12 protein-coding genes are annotated in these 15,195 nt (G+C 51.6%); 7 read left to right on the forward strand and 5 right to left on the reverse strand.

Going from position 1 to position 15,195, the window contains the following annotated elements; translation table 11 throughout:
* Window positions 1-30: 30 nt before the first annotated feature.
* Window positions 31-1,083, reverse strand: a complete 1,053-nt coding sequence (locus RW114_RS05055; protein WP_340121630.1) for a phosphate/phosphite/phosphonate ABC transporter substrate-binding protein — start codon at window positions 1,081-1,083, stop codon at window positions 31-33.
* Between the two features lie 243 nt (window positions 1,084-1,326).
* Between RW114_RS05055 and phoB the strand changes: the two genes are divergently transcribed.
* Together phoB and phoR are read left to right on the forward strand one after the other, a co-directional pair.
* Entirely contained in the window at window positions 1,327-2,037 is a 711-nt protein-coding gene (gene phoB / locus RW114_RS05060) for a phosphate regulon transcriptional regulator PhoB (protein ID WP_340121631.1), read from the forward strand.
* An 89-nt stretch (window positions 2,038-2,126) separates the two neighbouring features.
* Entirely contained in the window at window positions 2,127-3,464 is a 1,338-nt protein-coding gene (gene phoR, locus RW114_RS05065) for a phosphate regulon sensor histidine kinase PhoR (RefSeq protein WP_340121632.1), read from the forward strand.
* Window positions 3,465-3,588: 124 nt separating this feature from the next.
* On the opposite strand, the gene RW114_RS05070 is transcribed toward phoR, so the two are convergent.
* On the reverse strand, window positions 3,589-3,855 hold the full coding sequence (locus tag RW114_RS05070) for a hypothetical protein (protein WP_340121633.1): 267 nt from the start codon (window positions 3,853-3,855) through the stop codon (window positions 3,589-3,591).
* A 32-nt stretch (window positions 3,856-3,887) separates the two neighbouring features.
* Here RW114_RS05070 and clpB point away from each other — a divergent pair, with 32 nt between their 5' ends.
* The gene (gene clpB / locus RW114_RS05075; RefSeq protein ID WP_340121634.1) at window positions 3,888-6,464 is read left to right on the forward strand and encodes an ATP-dependent chaperone ClpB; all 2,577 of its coding nucleotides are present in this window, start codon (window positions 3,888-3,890) and stop codon (window positions 6,462-6,464) included.
* A 155-nt stretch (window positions 6,465-6,619) separates the two neighbouring features.
* Here clpB and RW114_RS05080 read toward each other — a convergent pair whose 3' ends face one another.
* From RW114_RS05080 to RW114_RS05090, 3 genes are all read right to left on the reverse strand, one after another.
* Complete coding sequence (locus tag RW114_RS05080; RefSeq protein ID WP_340121635.1) at window positions 6,620-7,186, reverse strand: HupE/UreJ family protein; 567 nt, start codon at window positions 7,184-7,186, stop codon at window positions 6,620-6,622.
* Window positions 7,187-7,304: 118 nt separating this feature from the next.
* Complete coding sequence (locus tag RW114_RS05085; protein ID WP_340121636.1) at window positions 7,305-8,180, reverse strand: ribose-phosphate diphosphokinase; 876 nt, start codon at window positions 8,178-8,180, stop codon at window positions 7,305-7,307.
* 8 nt (window positions 8,181-8,188) lie between these two features.
* A complete protein-coding gene (locus RW114_RS05090) occupies window positions 8,189-9,724 on the reverse strand; it encodes a thymidine phosphorylase family protein (RefSeq protein ID WP_340121637.1) in 1,536 nt (511 codons plus the stop codon).
* Window positions 9,725-9,846: 122 nt separating this feature from the next.
* Here RW114_RS05090 and RW114_RS05095 point away from each other — a divergent pair, with 122 nt between their 5' ends.
* The 4 genes from RW114_RS05095 (at window position 9,847) to putA (ending at window position 14,939) form a co-directional block, all read left to right on the forward strand.
* Complete coding sequence (locus RW114_RS05095) at window positions 9,847-10,419, forward strand: DNA-3-methyladenine glycosylase I (protein WP_340121638.1); 573 nt, start codon at window positions 9,847-9,849, stop codon at window positions 10,417-10,419.
* An 11-nt stretch (window positions 10,420-10,430) separates the two neighbouring features.
* The gene (locus RW114_RS05100) at window positions 10,431-10,871 is read left to right on the forward strand and encodes a VOC family protein (protein WP_340121698.1); all 441 of its coding nucleotides are present in this window, start codon (window positions 10,431-10,433) and stop codon (window positions 10,869-10,871) included.
* A gap of 390 nt (window positions 10,872-11,261) precedes the next feature.
* Window positions 11,262-11,768, forward strand: coding sequence for a hypothetical protein (locus RW114_RS05105; RefSeq protein ID WP_340121639.1), 507 nt, complete (start codon window positions 11,262-11,264; stop codon window positions 11,766-11,768).
* A gap of 75 nt (window positions 11,769-11,843) precedes the next feature.
* The gene (gene putA / locus RW114_RS05110) at window positions 11,844-14,939 is read left to right on the forward strand and encodes a bifunctional proline dehydrogenase/L-glutamate gamma-semialdehyde dehydrogenase PutA (protein WP_340121640.1); all 3,096 of its coding nucleotides are present in this window, start codon (window positions 11,844-11,846) and stop codon (window positions 14,937-14,939) included.
* Window positions 14,940-15,195: the final 256 nt, after the last annotated feature.

Genomic DNA, 15,195 nt, shown 5'->3' on the forward strand with positions numbered 1-15,195 from the left:
CCCGTTTCGCTTTGCTTCATGATGATTCATTTATTCTAAAGGCCGCACTGTTTTTATAAAGGCCGCAATAAATGCCTGCGCAGCTTCGTAACTGGCATCATTAGCCGGTTCAAAACGAGTAACCGGAATCCGGGCTAACATTTCCCGGCCTTGCTGATGTTGGTCGAGATTAAACAGCAGTGTAGCAAACTTGTCTGCCACCTGCGTCGGCAGGTCTGTACGCACCACCCAGCCGTTGTTCTGTAGCGGCTCGGTTTGCCATTTAACCTCAAGTTGGCTGGCTAGTTGGGGATTTTCCTTGCTGAATGTTTTCCATGGCACCGGCCAAGTTGCGGCCGCCGCGACATGTCCACGCAACACGTTGATGATCGATGATTCCTGGGAACCGACGTAGCGGTTTTCGATGTCGTGGTTAATATCAATGCCGTGGGTATGCAGATAATACTGGGGCATCATGGTCGCAGCCAGCGCAGTCGGGGCAGGATAGGATACTGCTTTGCCCTTGAGGTCGGCGACGGCGTTAATGCCGCTATCGCGACGTACCAGAATAATGCCGCGAAAATCATCGTCATCGGCCATCTTGCCAAATACGCGATAGCCATGTTTAAGGGCGTTGACGGTTTGATAAGGATTGGGCATTGCAAAATCAAAGTGTCCGCTGTAGAGTTTTTTGTCAAACTCCTCATAATTGCGCGATGCTTCCAGGGTAAAATCTGCTTCGGGTATGTTTACGTTAAGAAAATCGACAATGGGGCCGTAAACTTCAAACAGCCGTTTGGGATTATGCAAGGGATGGATGCCAATCACATATTTGGTCGCGTTAGATTTACTGTGTGTGCTGAAGTTGGGTTTATAAATGTCATCGGCCTGTTTATTCCAGCCGACAAGTAACGGGAAACTCAACAATAATTGCCACTTTTTTGGGATAGTTGTTTCTTGAGACGCGGAATCGATTTTAGATACTTGGGCGGTCGTCTTGGCGTTGTCCGCTAGGGCTTCCAAGGGCGGCGCGTCAGCAAAAGTAGAAGAATTGAACATCAGCAACAGCGTTATGCAGCTATATCGGCGTAAAATTGCAATCATGATAGGTCGAAGCTCTGCGGCTGAGGTTGGCGGATTAAGCTACGGTTATCAATAAGTTAGTATTATTACGTAGATATAAGGGGATCAAATGATACCCGTAATAGTTGAGTATTGGAATTCATTTGAACCTTTTTTACAGGGAAGGTCTTAACTTCGTCATGACAATAAGCAAATCCTTTTTGTCATAAAAGGGTAACATGTGGTTTGTTAAAATACCTCGTTTATTATTATGCTATTTGATATATGTCTAGTTTAAATATTCTCGTTGTTGAAGATGAAGATGCCATCAGGGAGATGTTGATGATGGTGCTTGAGCAGGCCGGCTTCAGGTCGATTGCGGCAGCGGATGCGGAAGACGCGCAAAAAGTCCTGGATGATGCCTTGCCTGACTTGATTTTGTTGGACTGGATGTTGCCGGGAGTCAGCGGTGTCGAATGGGCCAGACGCTTAAAAAAAGATCCCATGTATCGGGGGCTGCCTATTATTTTACTGACCGCGCGAGGCGAGGAAGAAGATAAGGTTAAAGGCTTGGAAATCGGCGCAGACGATTATATGACCAAACCCTTTTCACCCAAAGAGCTGGTGGCCCGTATTCGCGCAGTTTTACGCCGTAGCGGAAAAATAAATGATCTGGCGCAAATCACTGCGGGCGATCTGGCTCTTGATACCGAACAGCACCGGCTCAGTATCGGCGATAAACAACTGGATGTGAGTCCGACCGAATTCCGTTTAATGCAGTTTTTTATGACCCACCCCGATAAAGTCTTCAATCGCACCCAATTACTGGATCAGGTCTGGGGGCGTAGCGTCTACATCGAAGAACGAACCGTTGACGTACATATACGGCGGTTACGGAAAATTCTGGCGGAATATGGGCGGGAAGAGCTAGTACAAACCGTGCGCGGCTTTGGCTACCGGTTTTCCGTGGCGAATTCGCCAACTGTTTCTACATGATCTGCATGGATGCGGTGAAAGCAGAGATTGCAGAAACACCCAAAGTAGGCGTTTTAGGCGATATATCTGCCCATGGGTTGTAATCGATAATGGACGTTTGGCAAAAAGAACTCATTACCGGATTGCTGCTGTTTTTAGCGGTATCGGTAGTGGGTGGCATGACCGGGCTGTTTATGCCTTTGGCGCTGGTGTTGACGCTGGGCATGTTAATGCGCCAACTGTACCAGATTAATCGCTTTGAAAGATGGATACGAACAGGGGGCAGGGCCAAATATCCCAAGACATCCGGCGTTTGGGAAGAGATTTATTACCATGTCTACCGCATTAAAAAGAACGAAAAAAAACGCAAAAAGAAACTGGGAAAAATGGTTGACCAGTTTCGCCAGTCCACCGAAGCGTTACCGGATGCGGCAGTCGTTTTGGGCGCCAACGACGAGATTGAATGGGCGAATAAAGCGGCCAGAGAAGTTTTCGGCTTGCAGCAATCGGATAAAGGCCAACGCATTCCCAATCTTATTCGTTTCCCGGAATTTATCCGCTATCTTAAATCCGGAAATTATAGCGAGCCGGTCATATTACCCTCTCCGGTAAACAATCGGATCACACTGGCGGTGCGGATTATCGCTTATGGCGCAGGCTTGCGTCTATTATTGGCCCAGGACGTTACCCAGCTGAAAAAAATGGAAAGGATGCGCAAGGATTTTGTCGCTAATGTGTCGCATGAACTCAGAACGCCTTTAACCGTATTGAAAGGCTATCTGGAAACGTTGCAGGACATGGATGATGGCGAGTCAGCGTTATTGACCACCTCGTTTCAGCAAATGCAGGGACAGACCGAGCGCATGCAGCATCTGGTCGATGATTTGCTGTTGCTGACCCGACTGGAAACTCAGCAAAAGAAAACCGAGTGCATTAATGTCCCGGCTTTATTAAGTCAGATTTGCAAGGAAGCGGAGACGATACATGGCAAAGCTTCCGCTCCTGTTCACGCCCCTTACCTGCATCCTGTAGGCAATCTCCCTAAGCGGATCGAAGCCCGGATCGAATTAAGCCTGGAAAGCGACGTGAATATAATGGGTGATGAGCAGGAATTGCGTAGTGCCTTTACCAATCTGTTGGGCAATGCGCTTAAATATTCGCCGGAGGATTCCGTGGTAAAAGTGCGCTGGTATCGGTCCAACGATAGCATCGTGCTGGATGTCGAGGATCAGGGCGAAGGCATTGCGGCTGCCGATATTCCCCGTGTTACCGAACGATTTTACCGGTCTGAAGTCAAGCGTATCAAGAAAGTGGGCGGCACCGGGCTAGGCTTGGCTATCGTCAAGCATGTGCTGATGCGGCACGATGCCAAGTTAAACATTACCAGTGAATTGGGCAAGGGCAGTCGATTCAGTTGTCATTTTCCGGCTAAGCGGATTTGTCATTAGTCGCAGAGTGCCTCCGCAAGGGTGGTTATGTAGCCTACATAAGACTGATCTTAACCCTGCCTAATGATTCGTTCGCTGCGAGACAGGAGTCGAGTAGTCCCCAGAAGCGATAGTGCATGTGTTTTCACGAAGCGTCTTTTTGCGTAGTGAAAATACAGGCTTTCCGACATCGCGTCGAGTCATTGGAGAGCATGTGAGCTACCCCTTGTTGGGTAGCGATCGAGTGACCAGGACGGCTGGGGCAGCCGCAGGCATCAGCGGTCGCGTGATTTTTGCCGCTTGTTGGGTAGGGATGCCCATAAAAGCTGTCGCAAAAATAGCGACTCCCCGCATTTGCTCTGTCCAAGCCGTCCGGCTTGAAAACAATCGCATTATCCCCCATGCTAGTCATATCTTAAAAAACTCACAGATGAGGCAACTATTATGCGTATGGACAAATTAACCAGCCTATTTCAAACGGCATTGGCGGATGCACAGAGTATGGCCTTGGGCAAAGACCATCAGTTCATCGAGCCGACCCATCTGATGCTGGCCTTGCTGGATCAGCAGGGCGGCAGCATCAGGCCGCTGCTGGCCCAGATGGGCATCAACACGCAGTTGCTGCGTACCGAGCTGGTCAGGGAGCTGGGCCGTATTGCAACGGTTAGCGGTTCCGGCGGCGACGTGCAGCTTTCCAATGAATTATCACGACTGCTGAATTTAACCGATAAATTGGCGCAAAAGCGCAATGACACATTCATCTCCAGTGAGCTGTTTTTGTTGGCGGCTTTTGAAGAAAAAGGCCTGCTTCAGGACCTGTTTAAAAAAATCGGAATCACTAAACCGGCGGTGGAAAAAGCCATTGATGCGATGCGCGGCGGTCAGCCGGTCGATGATCCCAATGCCGAAGAGCAGCGCCAAGCCTTGAAAAAATACACCATTAACCTGACCGAGCGCGCAGAGCAAGGCAAGCTTGACCCGGTGATCGGGCGGGATGACGAGATCCGCCGGACGATTCAGGTTTTACAGCGGCGCACCAAAAACAATCCGGTGCTGATCGGTGAGCCGGGCGTCGGCAAGACCGCGATTGTTGAAGGCTTGGCGCAGCGTATCGTCAACGGCGAAGTGCCGGAAGGCATCAAGGGCAAGCAGGTACTGGCGCTGGATATGGCGGCGCTGATTGCCGGAGCCAAGTTTCGCGGCGAATTTGAAGAGCGTCTGAAAGCGGTGTTAAACGATCTTGCCAAACAGGAAGGGCAGGTGATCTTGTTTATCGACGAGCTGCATACCATGGTCGGCGCCGGCAAGGCCGAAGGCGCAATGGATGCTGGTAATATGCTGAAACCGGCGCTGGCGCGCGGCGAATTGCATTGCGTGGGTGCCACCACGCTGGATGAATACCGCAAATATGTCGAAAAAGATGCGGCCCTGGAGCGCCGTTTCCAAAAGGTGTTGGTCGATGAGCCGTCGGTTGAAGACACTATCGCTATCCTGCGCGGCTTGAAGGAAAAGTACGAGGTGCATCATGGCGTCGATATTACTGACCCGGCCATTATTGCGGCAGCGAATTTGTCCTACCGTTACATCGCCGACCGGCAGTTGCCGGATAAGGCCATTGATCTGATTGATGAAGCGGCCAGCCGTATCCGTATGGAAATCGATTCCAAACCGGAGGAAATGGACAAGCTGTATCGGCGTTTGATTCAGTTAAAAATCGAGCAGGTAGCGCTTAAAAAAGAAAAAGATGCCGCGTCCAAAAAACGCCTGGAAATTCTGGAAGAAGAAATCGCCGATCTGGAAAAAGAATATTCCGATCTGGAAGAAATCTGGAAAGCGGAAAAAGCCTCGTTACAGGGTTCGGCATCGATCAAGGAAAAGCTGGAACAGGCCAGAACCGAGCTGGAAGCGGCCAGCCGCGCCGGTGATCTGGGGAAGATGTCCGAGTTGCAATACGGCATTATTCCGGCACTGGAAAAACAATTGCAATCAGCGGTACCGGCTGAAACAAAGAAAATGACCTTGTTGCGCAACAAGGTTACCGAAGAAGAAATCGCCGAAGTGGTGTCGAAATGGACCGGCATTCCGGTGTCGAAAATGATGGAAGGCGAACGCGACAAGTTGTTGCGCATGGAAGAGCAACTCAGCAAGCGGGTGATCGGTCAGGAAGAAGCGCTGAAAGCGGTCAGCAATGCGATTCGCCGTTCCAGAGCCGGATTATCCGACCCCAACCGTCCCAACGGTTCGTTCCTGTTTCTGGGGCCGACCGGCGTCGGCAAGACCGAGCTGTGCAAGGCGCTGGCCGAGTTCATGTTCGACACGCCCGATGCGATGGTGCGCATCGATATGTCCGAGTTTATGGAAAAACATTCGGTGGCGCGTCTGATCGGCGCGCCTCCGGGTTATGTCGGTTATGAAGAAGGCGGCTACCTGACCGAACTGGTCAGGCGCAAACCGTATTCGGTCATCTTGCTGGACGAAATCGAAAAAGCCCATCCCGACGTATTCAATATCCTGTTGCAGGTGCTGGACGACGGTCGATTGACCGACGGACAGGGCCGGACGGTCGATTTCAGGAATACCATCATCGTGATGACCTCCAACCTGGGCTCGGACATTATTCAATCGCTGTCCGGCGAGGCGCTGTATTCGGTGATGAAAGCGGCGGTCATGGACATCGTCAGCACCAAGTTCCGTCCCGAATTCATCAACCGGATTGATGAAGCGGTGGTGTTTCATTCCTTGGGTCGCGGACAAATTCGCGCTATTTCCGGCATTCAAATCGAATACTTGCGTAAACGTTTGCTGGATCGAGAAATCGGCTTTGAAATTACCGAAGAAGCGCTGGATCTGTTAGGCGAGGCGGGTTTTGATCCGGTTTACGGCGCCAGACCGATGAAACGGGCTATTCAGCAACAGCTTGAAAACCCGTTGGCTCAAAAGATACTGGCAGGCGACTTTGTTGCCGGGGATACTATAAAAGTGGATGTTGAGCATGAGACCATGCGGTTTTTGAAAGGCTAAGATCGGGTAAGGTGGGGCATTGCCTTTACGTTAAGCCGAAAATAGTTAGGGTTGAATGCCGTGGGCGCGAATTTATTCGCGCCCACAATATGATCTAAGGCGGACGGGGCATGTTGCCCGGTCCGAATATTCCTGTTTCCACCCTCGCAGACTGACTAAACAGCGGCTAAATAATACAAGCCGCTGCTTAAGCAGGCTAATGAAAACAGGTAGTTCATACGCTTGCCTGTGCTTAGACCTAATAAGCCGCCGCTCAGGCAAATAACCAGACTCATCAGCATTAACGAAGAAAAATACATCAAGGCGCTGGAATCGGTTGGAATTTCTGCGGCATGGGCATAGCCGTGGAAAACGGCAAAAAACGATACGCCCAAAAAGAGTATCTTAGCGCGTTGTTTTTGGTTGATAGTGACCAACAAGCCAAAGGCCACCAACGATAAAGCGATGAATGCTTCAACAAACGGTATTTGTACCGCATAAACATTAAACAATGCTCCAGACGCCATCAATGCCAGAAAAATAGCCGGAAAGGTAAGCACCGCTTTGCCGCCCTGTTTAGCCGCAATCCAGCCCACCGCCATTAAGACCAACAAGTGGTCGATACCGGTTAAAGGATGCAGTAAACCGCTGATTAAGCTGTGGTCGATATGGCCGCCGGTATGCGCATAAAGCGACGGAGATACAAGGCATAAGGTGGCAATTAGCCCGTTTTTTATATGCATAAATGAAGTCCTCTTTAAAGTTGTTAAATCGATAAACAATGGTCTGCAAGCTTGCTGGCTATCATTGCTGTAAAAAAAGCCCAGTCTATTAACTGACCTGGTGTCTGTCAACGCTTTATCAGGTAATTGCCTTAATTGCGTCGGCTAGCAGTCTGTCTAAGCTGATGCAGGAACTCGGATGGTCGATGCTGTCGGTACTCCAGATGGTTTTGACGCCGGATTTAAGGATATGGGCGTAAGCATCGTCGCAAAACAGCGCATGAGTGACAACGGCGTAAATGTCTTTGCAACCTGCGGCTTGCAGCAGCCCGGCTGCTTTGGCGAGCGTCCTGCCGGTGCTGGCCATGTCGTCGATGATGATCACGGCTTGCTTGCAATAATCTCTATCCGGCAAGGTCATCTCAACCTGCTTGTCGCCGAGCCGATTTTTATCGGCAATCGCGTAATCGAAACCGATGCTGGCTGCGATAGCGGCGACCCATTGTTTCGATTCGCTGTCTGGTCCTAACAATACCGCATGGTCGAATTGTTGTTTTAAAAAAGTTCCGATTTCATCGGCGGCGGTAAGACTGATCGCGTTTTTTATCGGAATCGCCTGAGTTAATGAAGAGATACGGTGCAAATGCGGATCGACGGTGAGCACATCGTCAAACAGCTCTGCAAGCAGTTTGCCGATGATGCGCTGGCTGACTGCTTCGCCGGGCTGATTGGCGATGTCCTGGCGCATATAACTTAAATACGGTGCAACCAACGTCAGGCGTTTAGCGCCTAATTCCCGTGCGGTGGTGGCGCACAGTAACAACTCGATCAGCTTGTCGTTGGGCTGATTAAGGCTGCGGCAGACAATCAGGTGTTCAGGCAATAACGGCGGCAGGCGGATCAAGCTTTCGCCGTCGGGAAAATGATGCAGCGTTACCTCCGCCAGCGGTAGGTCAAGCCGGGCCGCCAAGCGTTGTGTTTGGCTTAAATAGTCGGGAAAGGCGAGTATCATCATGGGCTAAGTTAAAAGGCAATCAGCGATTTGATAATTTGTTCGTCGCTGCCTATCGTGTAGCCGTTATTGTGGGCGGCCAAATCCTGCGCGAATTTAAAATCGGCAGGAAATTCGGCATAGATGCGATACAAGGTCTCGCCCTTTTTTACCGGATTACCCAGTTTTTTTAACAAATCGACCCCCGCCTTTTTCATCATCGCTGCACCGGCAAGCCGGGCAATTCTTGCCATTTGAAAGTTGTCGATACTGGTGACTACGCCGTCGTAATCCGCTACAACCTCATGGCAAAGACTGCCGGGGCGCAGGTCGATCGTTTTGGCACCTTGCGCCTGAATCAGGGCTTTCATTTTAGCCCCGGCCCGGCCCGATTCGAGTATGTCGCGGGCAATCGCGTAGCCTTGGCCGCCGCGTACATCGGGATCGAATTCAATGATCCTGCCGGCCAGCTGCAAGGATTTCTGGCGCAAATCGAACGGCGCATCGGGATCGTTATCCAACACCTGCATAATGTCCCGAGCTTCCAGTATCGGACCTATGCCCCGCCCTATCGGCTGGCGGCCATCGGTAATCATCACTTCCAGATGAATATTGAGCCGGTCGCCGACAAATTCGAACAGCTTGCGCAAGGCCAGCGCCTGATTCATGTGCCGCACTTTCGCGGTGGGGCCGACCGGAATATCGATAAGCAGATGCGTGGAACCGGCGGCCAGTTTTTTGGACAGAATCGATGCCACCATTTGTCCCTGAGAATCGATGCCTAGCGGGCGTTCAACAGAAATCAGCATGTCATCGACCGGCGCGAGTCTGGCCGTACCGCCCCAGACCAGACAGCCGCGTTCCTTGCGCACGATGTCGTGCAGCTGATCCGGCGTCAGATTGACCTCGGCCAGCACTTCCATGGTGTCGGCTGTCCCTGCCGGCGAGGTGATCGCGCGGCTGGAGGTTTTCGGTATTAACATGCCGTGCGCGGCAACAATAGGCACGACTATCATCGAAGTGCGGTTGCCGGGGATGCCGCCGATGCAATGCTTATCGGCAACCAGTGATTCATGCCAGTTCATCGTTTCGCCGGATTGCAGCATCGCGCGGGTAAGAAAGAACAGTTCGTCGCGATCCAGATTGTTTTGCCCGGTCGCAACCAGGAATGCCGCCATTTCCATTTTTGAATAACGGGCTTCAACAATATCGTTGGCTATACTGCTAAAGTCATCCTGATTGAGGCGTTCTCCGTTGATTTTGCGGCGCACCGCATCCATAGACTTGGGGGCTTCCGCATGATTGACGGTGACCAGACAGCCTTCAGCGACATCGAGCTGCGCGAAGGCCTGCTCGGACAGACCCAGTTCCCACGGCTGAACGATGGAACTGTCATCGACTACGTTAAGGACGGCGAGTACCTTGGAGCCGTTAGTGCTGACCTGGATTTTAGACAGCGCCTGAAAACCTTCAGCCCGGTAAATGCCGCATTCGCGATGCAGATAAGCGACGTTTTCATGATAAGTATCGATAGCGATACGGCGAATTTGCAGGGTGTCATTACTCATGGGTTAAAATAGTCGGCAGATAACGTGGATTGATGATGCGGTTTGAGGTGGATATTGTCAATAACTGTAGGATGTGCTGAACGCAGTGAAGCGCATCATTCGCGAGAATTATGGGAGCACCGATGAATAAATGCACATGGGCGCTGTCCAGCCCTAATACAGAACACTATCACGATCTCGAATGGGGCGTGCCGGCGCATGACGATAGGCTGTTGTTCGAGTTTTTGATTCTTGAAGGCGCTCAGGCGGGTTTAAGCTGGTCGACCATTTTAAACAAACGCGACGGCTACCGCTTAGCCTTCGATAATTTTGACGCCAAAAAGATCGCCGCTTATGATGACAAGAAAATCAGCGAACTGCTGGCTAATCCGGCCATAGTCAGAAACAGGCTAAAGATTCATGCGGCCGTGAGCAACGCACAGGCTTATTTAAAAGTTCGGCAGGCTTTCGGCAGTTTCGACGGCTATATCTGGCAATTCGTTGACGGCAGGCCGCAGCACAATGCCTGGAAAAACGCCCCCGACATTCCCGCATCTACGCCAATCTCCGAGCTGATCAGCAAGGATCTTAAAAGGCGCGGCTTCAAATTTGTCGGCAGCACCATTTGTTATGCTTATATGCAGGCGACCGGCATGGTCAACGATCACACCACCGATTGTTACCGGCATGCCGAAATTAAAACCCAATATTCATAAGGAGAAACATGATGCGTTATCTACATACCATGGTTCGGGTTCATGACCTGAATGAATCGCTCGATTTTTATTGCAGCAAACTGGGCCTGATCGAAAGTAACAGGATAGACAGCGAAGCCGGTCGGTTTACACTGGTCTATCTGCATGCGCCGCTGGATGCCGATCAGGCCAAAAAGAGGCATGCGCCGTTGCTGGAGCTGACTTATAACTGGGATACCGAAGATTACGGCGGCGGGCGCAACTTCGGACATCTGGCTTATGAAGTCGATAATATTTATCAAACCTGCCAAAAACTGATGGAGGCCGGTGTGATCATCAACCGTCCGCCGCGTGACGGGCATATGGCGTTTATACGCTCGCCGGACAAGATTTCTATCGAGTTATTGCAAAAAGGCGCGCCGCTTGCGCCTGCTGAACCGTGGCTGTCTATGGAAAATACCGGGACTTGGTAAACCGTATCTGTTTTGCTGAGTGCTGAACACTGACGGTTTTCGGCCACCAACTTAAGATGGGGAAAACCGGAGTACGGGCATGAGCTATTCAAACTGTCCCGCTTTAAGTGGGTGGCCCAGAATGCTATAACCTAAATAGTCGTTCAAAAGTCTTTTAACATTTTTTAGTAACCACGAAGAGCATGAAGGACATGAAGTTAACTATTTTTCTTCGTGATCTTCATGTTCTTCATGGTAAATAAGGAGACAAATGTTTTTTCATTTTGTTAAAAAACTTTTGGTTGCCTACTTAATGGTGCGTTGGCGTTGTCTGGTAAGCCCATACCTTCAGGTTGCTGTTGCTTCCGCTGGTGATGTTATAGTCTTAGAAAATTCACAGGACATTTGATCATGATCGGATTCATTCTTTGCAGCTTGTCGCTGGCGGCTCTGGTTCATAGCCAAAACGAATTTCTGAAGTTACTCGCCACTCCTGTGGCCTTGGGCATCGGTCTGACGATGATGGCAGTCAGTCTGCTGGTCGGTTATTTGAAAAAAGTCCCCGCCGTTACTTGGCACGATGGCTTTGCGATCAGTTGTTTGTTACTTTGGTATGGCTACTGGATGCCGCAGTTCAACGAGGATGCGCCGATGTTCTTTTTCTTCCCACTGTATTACGCGCTATTGACCTCAATCGTCACGTTAACGCTGATCAACAAAAGCGAACGTTTCGATCATGAATCTATCGTACAGCTGCGTTATCTGGAAAAAAATTCGCGCATTAATATCGGTGTGCTTGTCGGCTTGGTGCTGATTAGTCTGCTGATCACTCGCCATTACACGCTTTACCCGATAGCGATGACTCTTTTCATCGTCCGTCATACGATGATCGCCTGCCTTGAAATTATCGACAGCTGATTAACATTATCCAATTTCCGGTTTCAAAGCTTAGTTACCAAGAGACTGGGGATTCTTACCCGTGGGTTAGCCGCTATGACTCAAAAACCGTTAGCCGAATTACGAAAAGCCGTTAATCAGGCTTATCTGGCCGATGAGCAACAGCTCCTCACTGAATTATCAGCCGCATTAGCCGGTTACGATCCGGCTGCGATAGGTGATTGCGCCAAAACTCTGGTTACCGCAGTCAGGGAGAGAAAATATCGGCAAACCGCGATTGAAGCGTTCCTGCAGGAATATCAGTTAAATTCTCATGAAGGCGTGGTTTTAATGGGGATTGCCGAAGCCTTGCTGCGTATTCCCGACAGCCGCACGCAAGACCTGTTTTTACAGGAAAAGCTCACCGGCGCAGACTGGCAAAGCCATTTACAGCACAGCGATTCGCCTCTGGTCAATTTAGCCACCAAAGCGCTGTTATTTGCCGGAGACTTTGAGTCTCATCCTGGGCCGCAAGTCTTCGAACAATTGCTATCCAGGATGGGAGCACCCTTGATACGCACCGCAATAAAGCAGGCCATGCAGCATCTGGCGTTGCAGTTTGTGTTTGCAGAATCCATGCAGGAAGCCGTGCAGCGTAGCGGGCAGGACCCGGTATTCCGCTATTCTTTCGATAGGCTGGGGGAGGCGGCGATAACGCAGGCCGATGCCGAGCATTATTTCCAGGCGTACCGTTCGGCCATTCATGCGCTGGCCGGGCATGCGGGGTCTGCCGAACTTTACGCCAATCCGGGCATTTCGATCAAGTTATCGGCGCTATGTCCCCGTTACGAGCCGTTGCAGCATGTCCGTGCGGTCAAGGAGTTAAGCGATAAACTGCTGGCGCTGGCGCGGACAGCCCGCATGGCCAATATTGCGCTCACTGTCGATGCAGAAGAATCCGAACGCCTGGACATGTCGCTGGATATTTTTGCCGCCGTTTTTAAGCATCCCGATTTAGAGGCTTGGCCGGGACTGGGTTTGGCCGTGCAGGCCTATCAAAAAAGGGCACTGCCGGTCATTCGCTGGCTGGCCGGGCTTGCCGAAAGCCAACAGCGGAAGATTCCGTTGCGCCTGGTCAAAGGCGCTTACTGGGACAGCGAAATAAAACGGGCGCAGGAAAACGGCCTAGCCGATTACCCGGTGTTTACCCGTAAGTCGGCGACCGACTTATGCTATCTGGCCTGCGCGCAGTTTATCTTCTCCATACCGGACGCATTTTATCCCCAGTTCGCCAGCCATAACGCGCATACCGTCGCCGCTATTTATCAATTCGGAATACAGCATCCGGGTTATGAATTCCAGCGTCTGCACGGCATGGGCGAGGGGCTTTATCGGGAAATCATCGACGTGCAAAACTGGCGGATTCCTTGCCGCGTTTATGCGCCGGTCGGCGATTATCGCCAGCTGTTGCCTTATCTGGTCAGGCGCTTGCTGGAAAACGGCGCCAATACCTCTTTCATCAACCAGATCAGCGATCCGGATATCAGCATCAATGAACTGGTCAGCGATCCGGTAGAAGCTGTAACAACAGCGGCCCACCAATCGCTAATCGTATCGCCCCGCAATTTATTCGGCGAACGGATTAATTCCTCCGGACTAAATTTGGCCGACCCCGAACAGCTGGAATCGGTGCAGCGAAACCTGGATGCGTTGGCGGATAAACACTGGATGGCAATGCCGTTAATCAACGGCAGTCCGTGTTCAGGCAGGGAGCGACTTATCGTTAATCCCTGCGATAACCGCTTGATTGTCGGCTCTGTAACTTTCGTGGAACCGGCGGCTATTGGCGAGGCGCTAAACGGCGCGGCTCAGGCATTTGTCGACTGGCGGCTTTGCCCTGTTGCACAGCGCGCCGGGTATTTGCAACAGGCCTCCGATCTTCTGGAATTGCACCGCCTGGAGCTGGTTTCTTTATGCATACGGGAAGGCGGCCGCACCATTAAAGACGCGTTGGCGGAAGTCAGGGAGGCGGTCGATTTTTGCCGCTATTATGCCCGGTCTGCGCTGGATTTATTCGGCGAACCGATCCGGCTGCCCGGTCCCACCGGCGAGGAAAACCTGCTCTATCATTACGGCCGCGGCGTTTATGTCTGCATCAGTCCGTGGAATTTTCCGATCGCCATTTTTATCGGCCAGATAGCGGCGGCGCTTGCCGCCGGCAATACGGTCATCGCCAAACCGGCCAGCCAGACCGCATTAACCGCGATGCGTTGCATACAGTTACTGCATCAGGCCGGCATACCCGAATCGGTGTTGCAGTTTTTGCCGGTCGGCGGCAGTCTGCTTGGACAGCATCTGCTTCCTGATCCCCGCGTTGCCGGGGTTGTTTTCACCGGTTCCACGGCGACGGCGCAGTTCATCAACCTGCAATTGGCCCGGAATCATCAAGCTATTGTGCCGCTGATTGCCGAAACCGGCGGACAGAATGTGCTGATTGCCGACAGCTCGGCATTGCCTGAACAACTGGTGCAGGATGCTGTGGTCTCGGCCTTCAACAGCGCCGGTCAGCGGTGTTCGGCTTTGCGGGTTTTAATCGTGCAGGAGGACATCGCCGATAAAACCATAGCCATGCTGATCGGCGCCATGCAGGAATTAACTATCGGCAATCCCGGCGTTTATCAAACCGACATCGGCCCGATTATCGACCATGCCGCACTGGCTCCCTTGGCAGAACATCTGGAAGCCATGCAGGAACAGGCGCGTTTGCTATATCAACTGCCGCTGCCGGACGGTTTGGAGCAGGGCAGTTTTTTTCCGCCCAGCCTGATCGAACTGCGGTCGTTATCGCAACTGACCCGGGAAGTCTTCGGGCCGGTATTGCATGTTGTCCGTTACCGCGAATCGGAACTCGATCAGGTCATTGGCGCTGTCAATGCGACCGGCTACGGCTTGACGCTGGGCATACACAGCAGAATCGACGCGGTCGTCAATACCATCCGGCAGAACGTAAAAGTCGGCAATATTTATGTCAACCGGAATATGATCGGCGCGGTGGTCGGCGTGCAGCCTTTCGGCGGCATGGGGCTTTCCGGCACCGGCCCGAAAGCGGGCGGCCCCGATTATCTGCGTCGTTTCGTCATCGAACAGACGGTCACCACCAATACCGCCGCGATAGGCGGCAATGCCGGTTTGCTCGCCCAGGATTTGCGCTAATTTAATAACTGATGTTACGCACGCCTAATGAGATGGTGCAATCCACGAAAAACACGAAAGTCACGAAAAATGGATGGGGAAATCGGGTGCAGCCTGTACGCTGAAAACAAAGCTGGCCCCGCAATTTTTAGAGTTAGTGCATAAAGCACTTTCCCGGCATCAGCGAAATCAAGCCCGTGCTTGCTAAGGTTAGATTGCTGTTTAGCCCGGTAGGTCGGGTAACAGCTTTTCGTTGCCCGACATTTTGATGTATGTG

The organism is Methylobacter svalbardensis, assembly GCF_037671525.1.
Taxonomy (GTDB): Bacteria; Pseudomonadota; Gammaproteobacteria; order Methylococcales; family Methylomonadaceae; genus Methylobacter_A; species Methylobacter_A svalbardensis.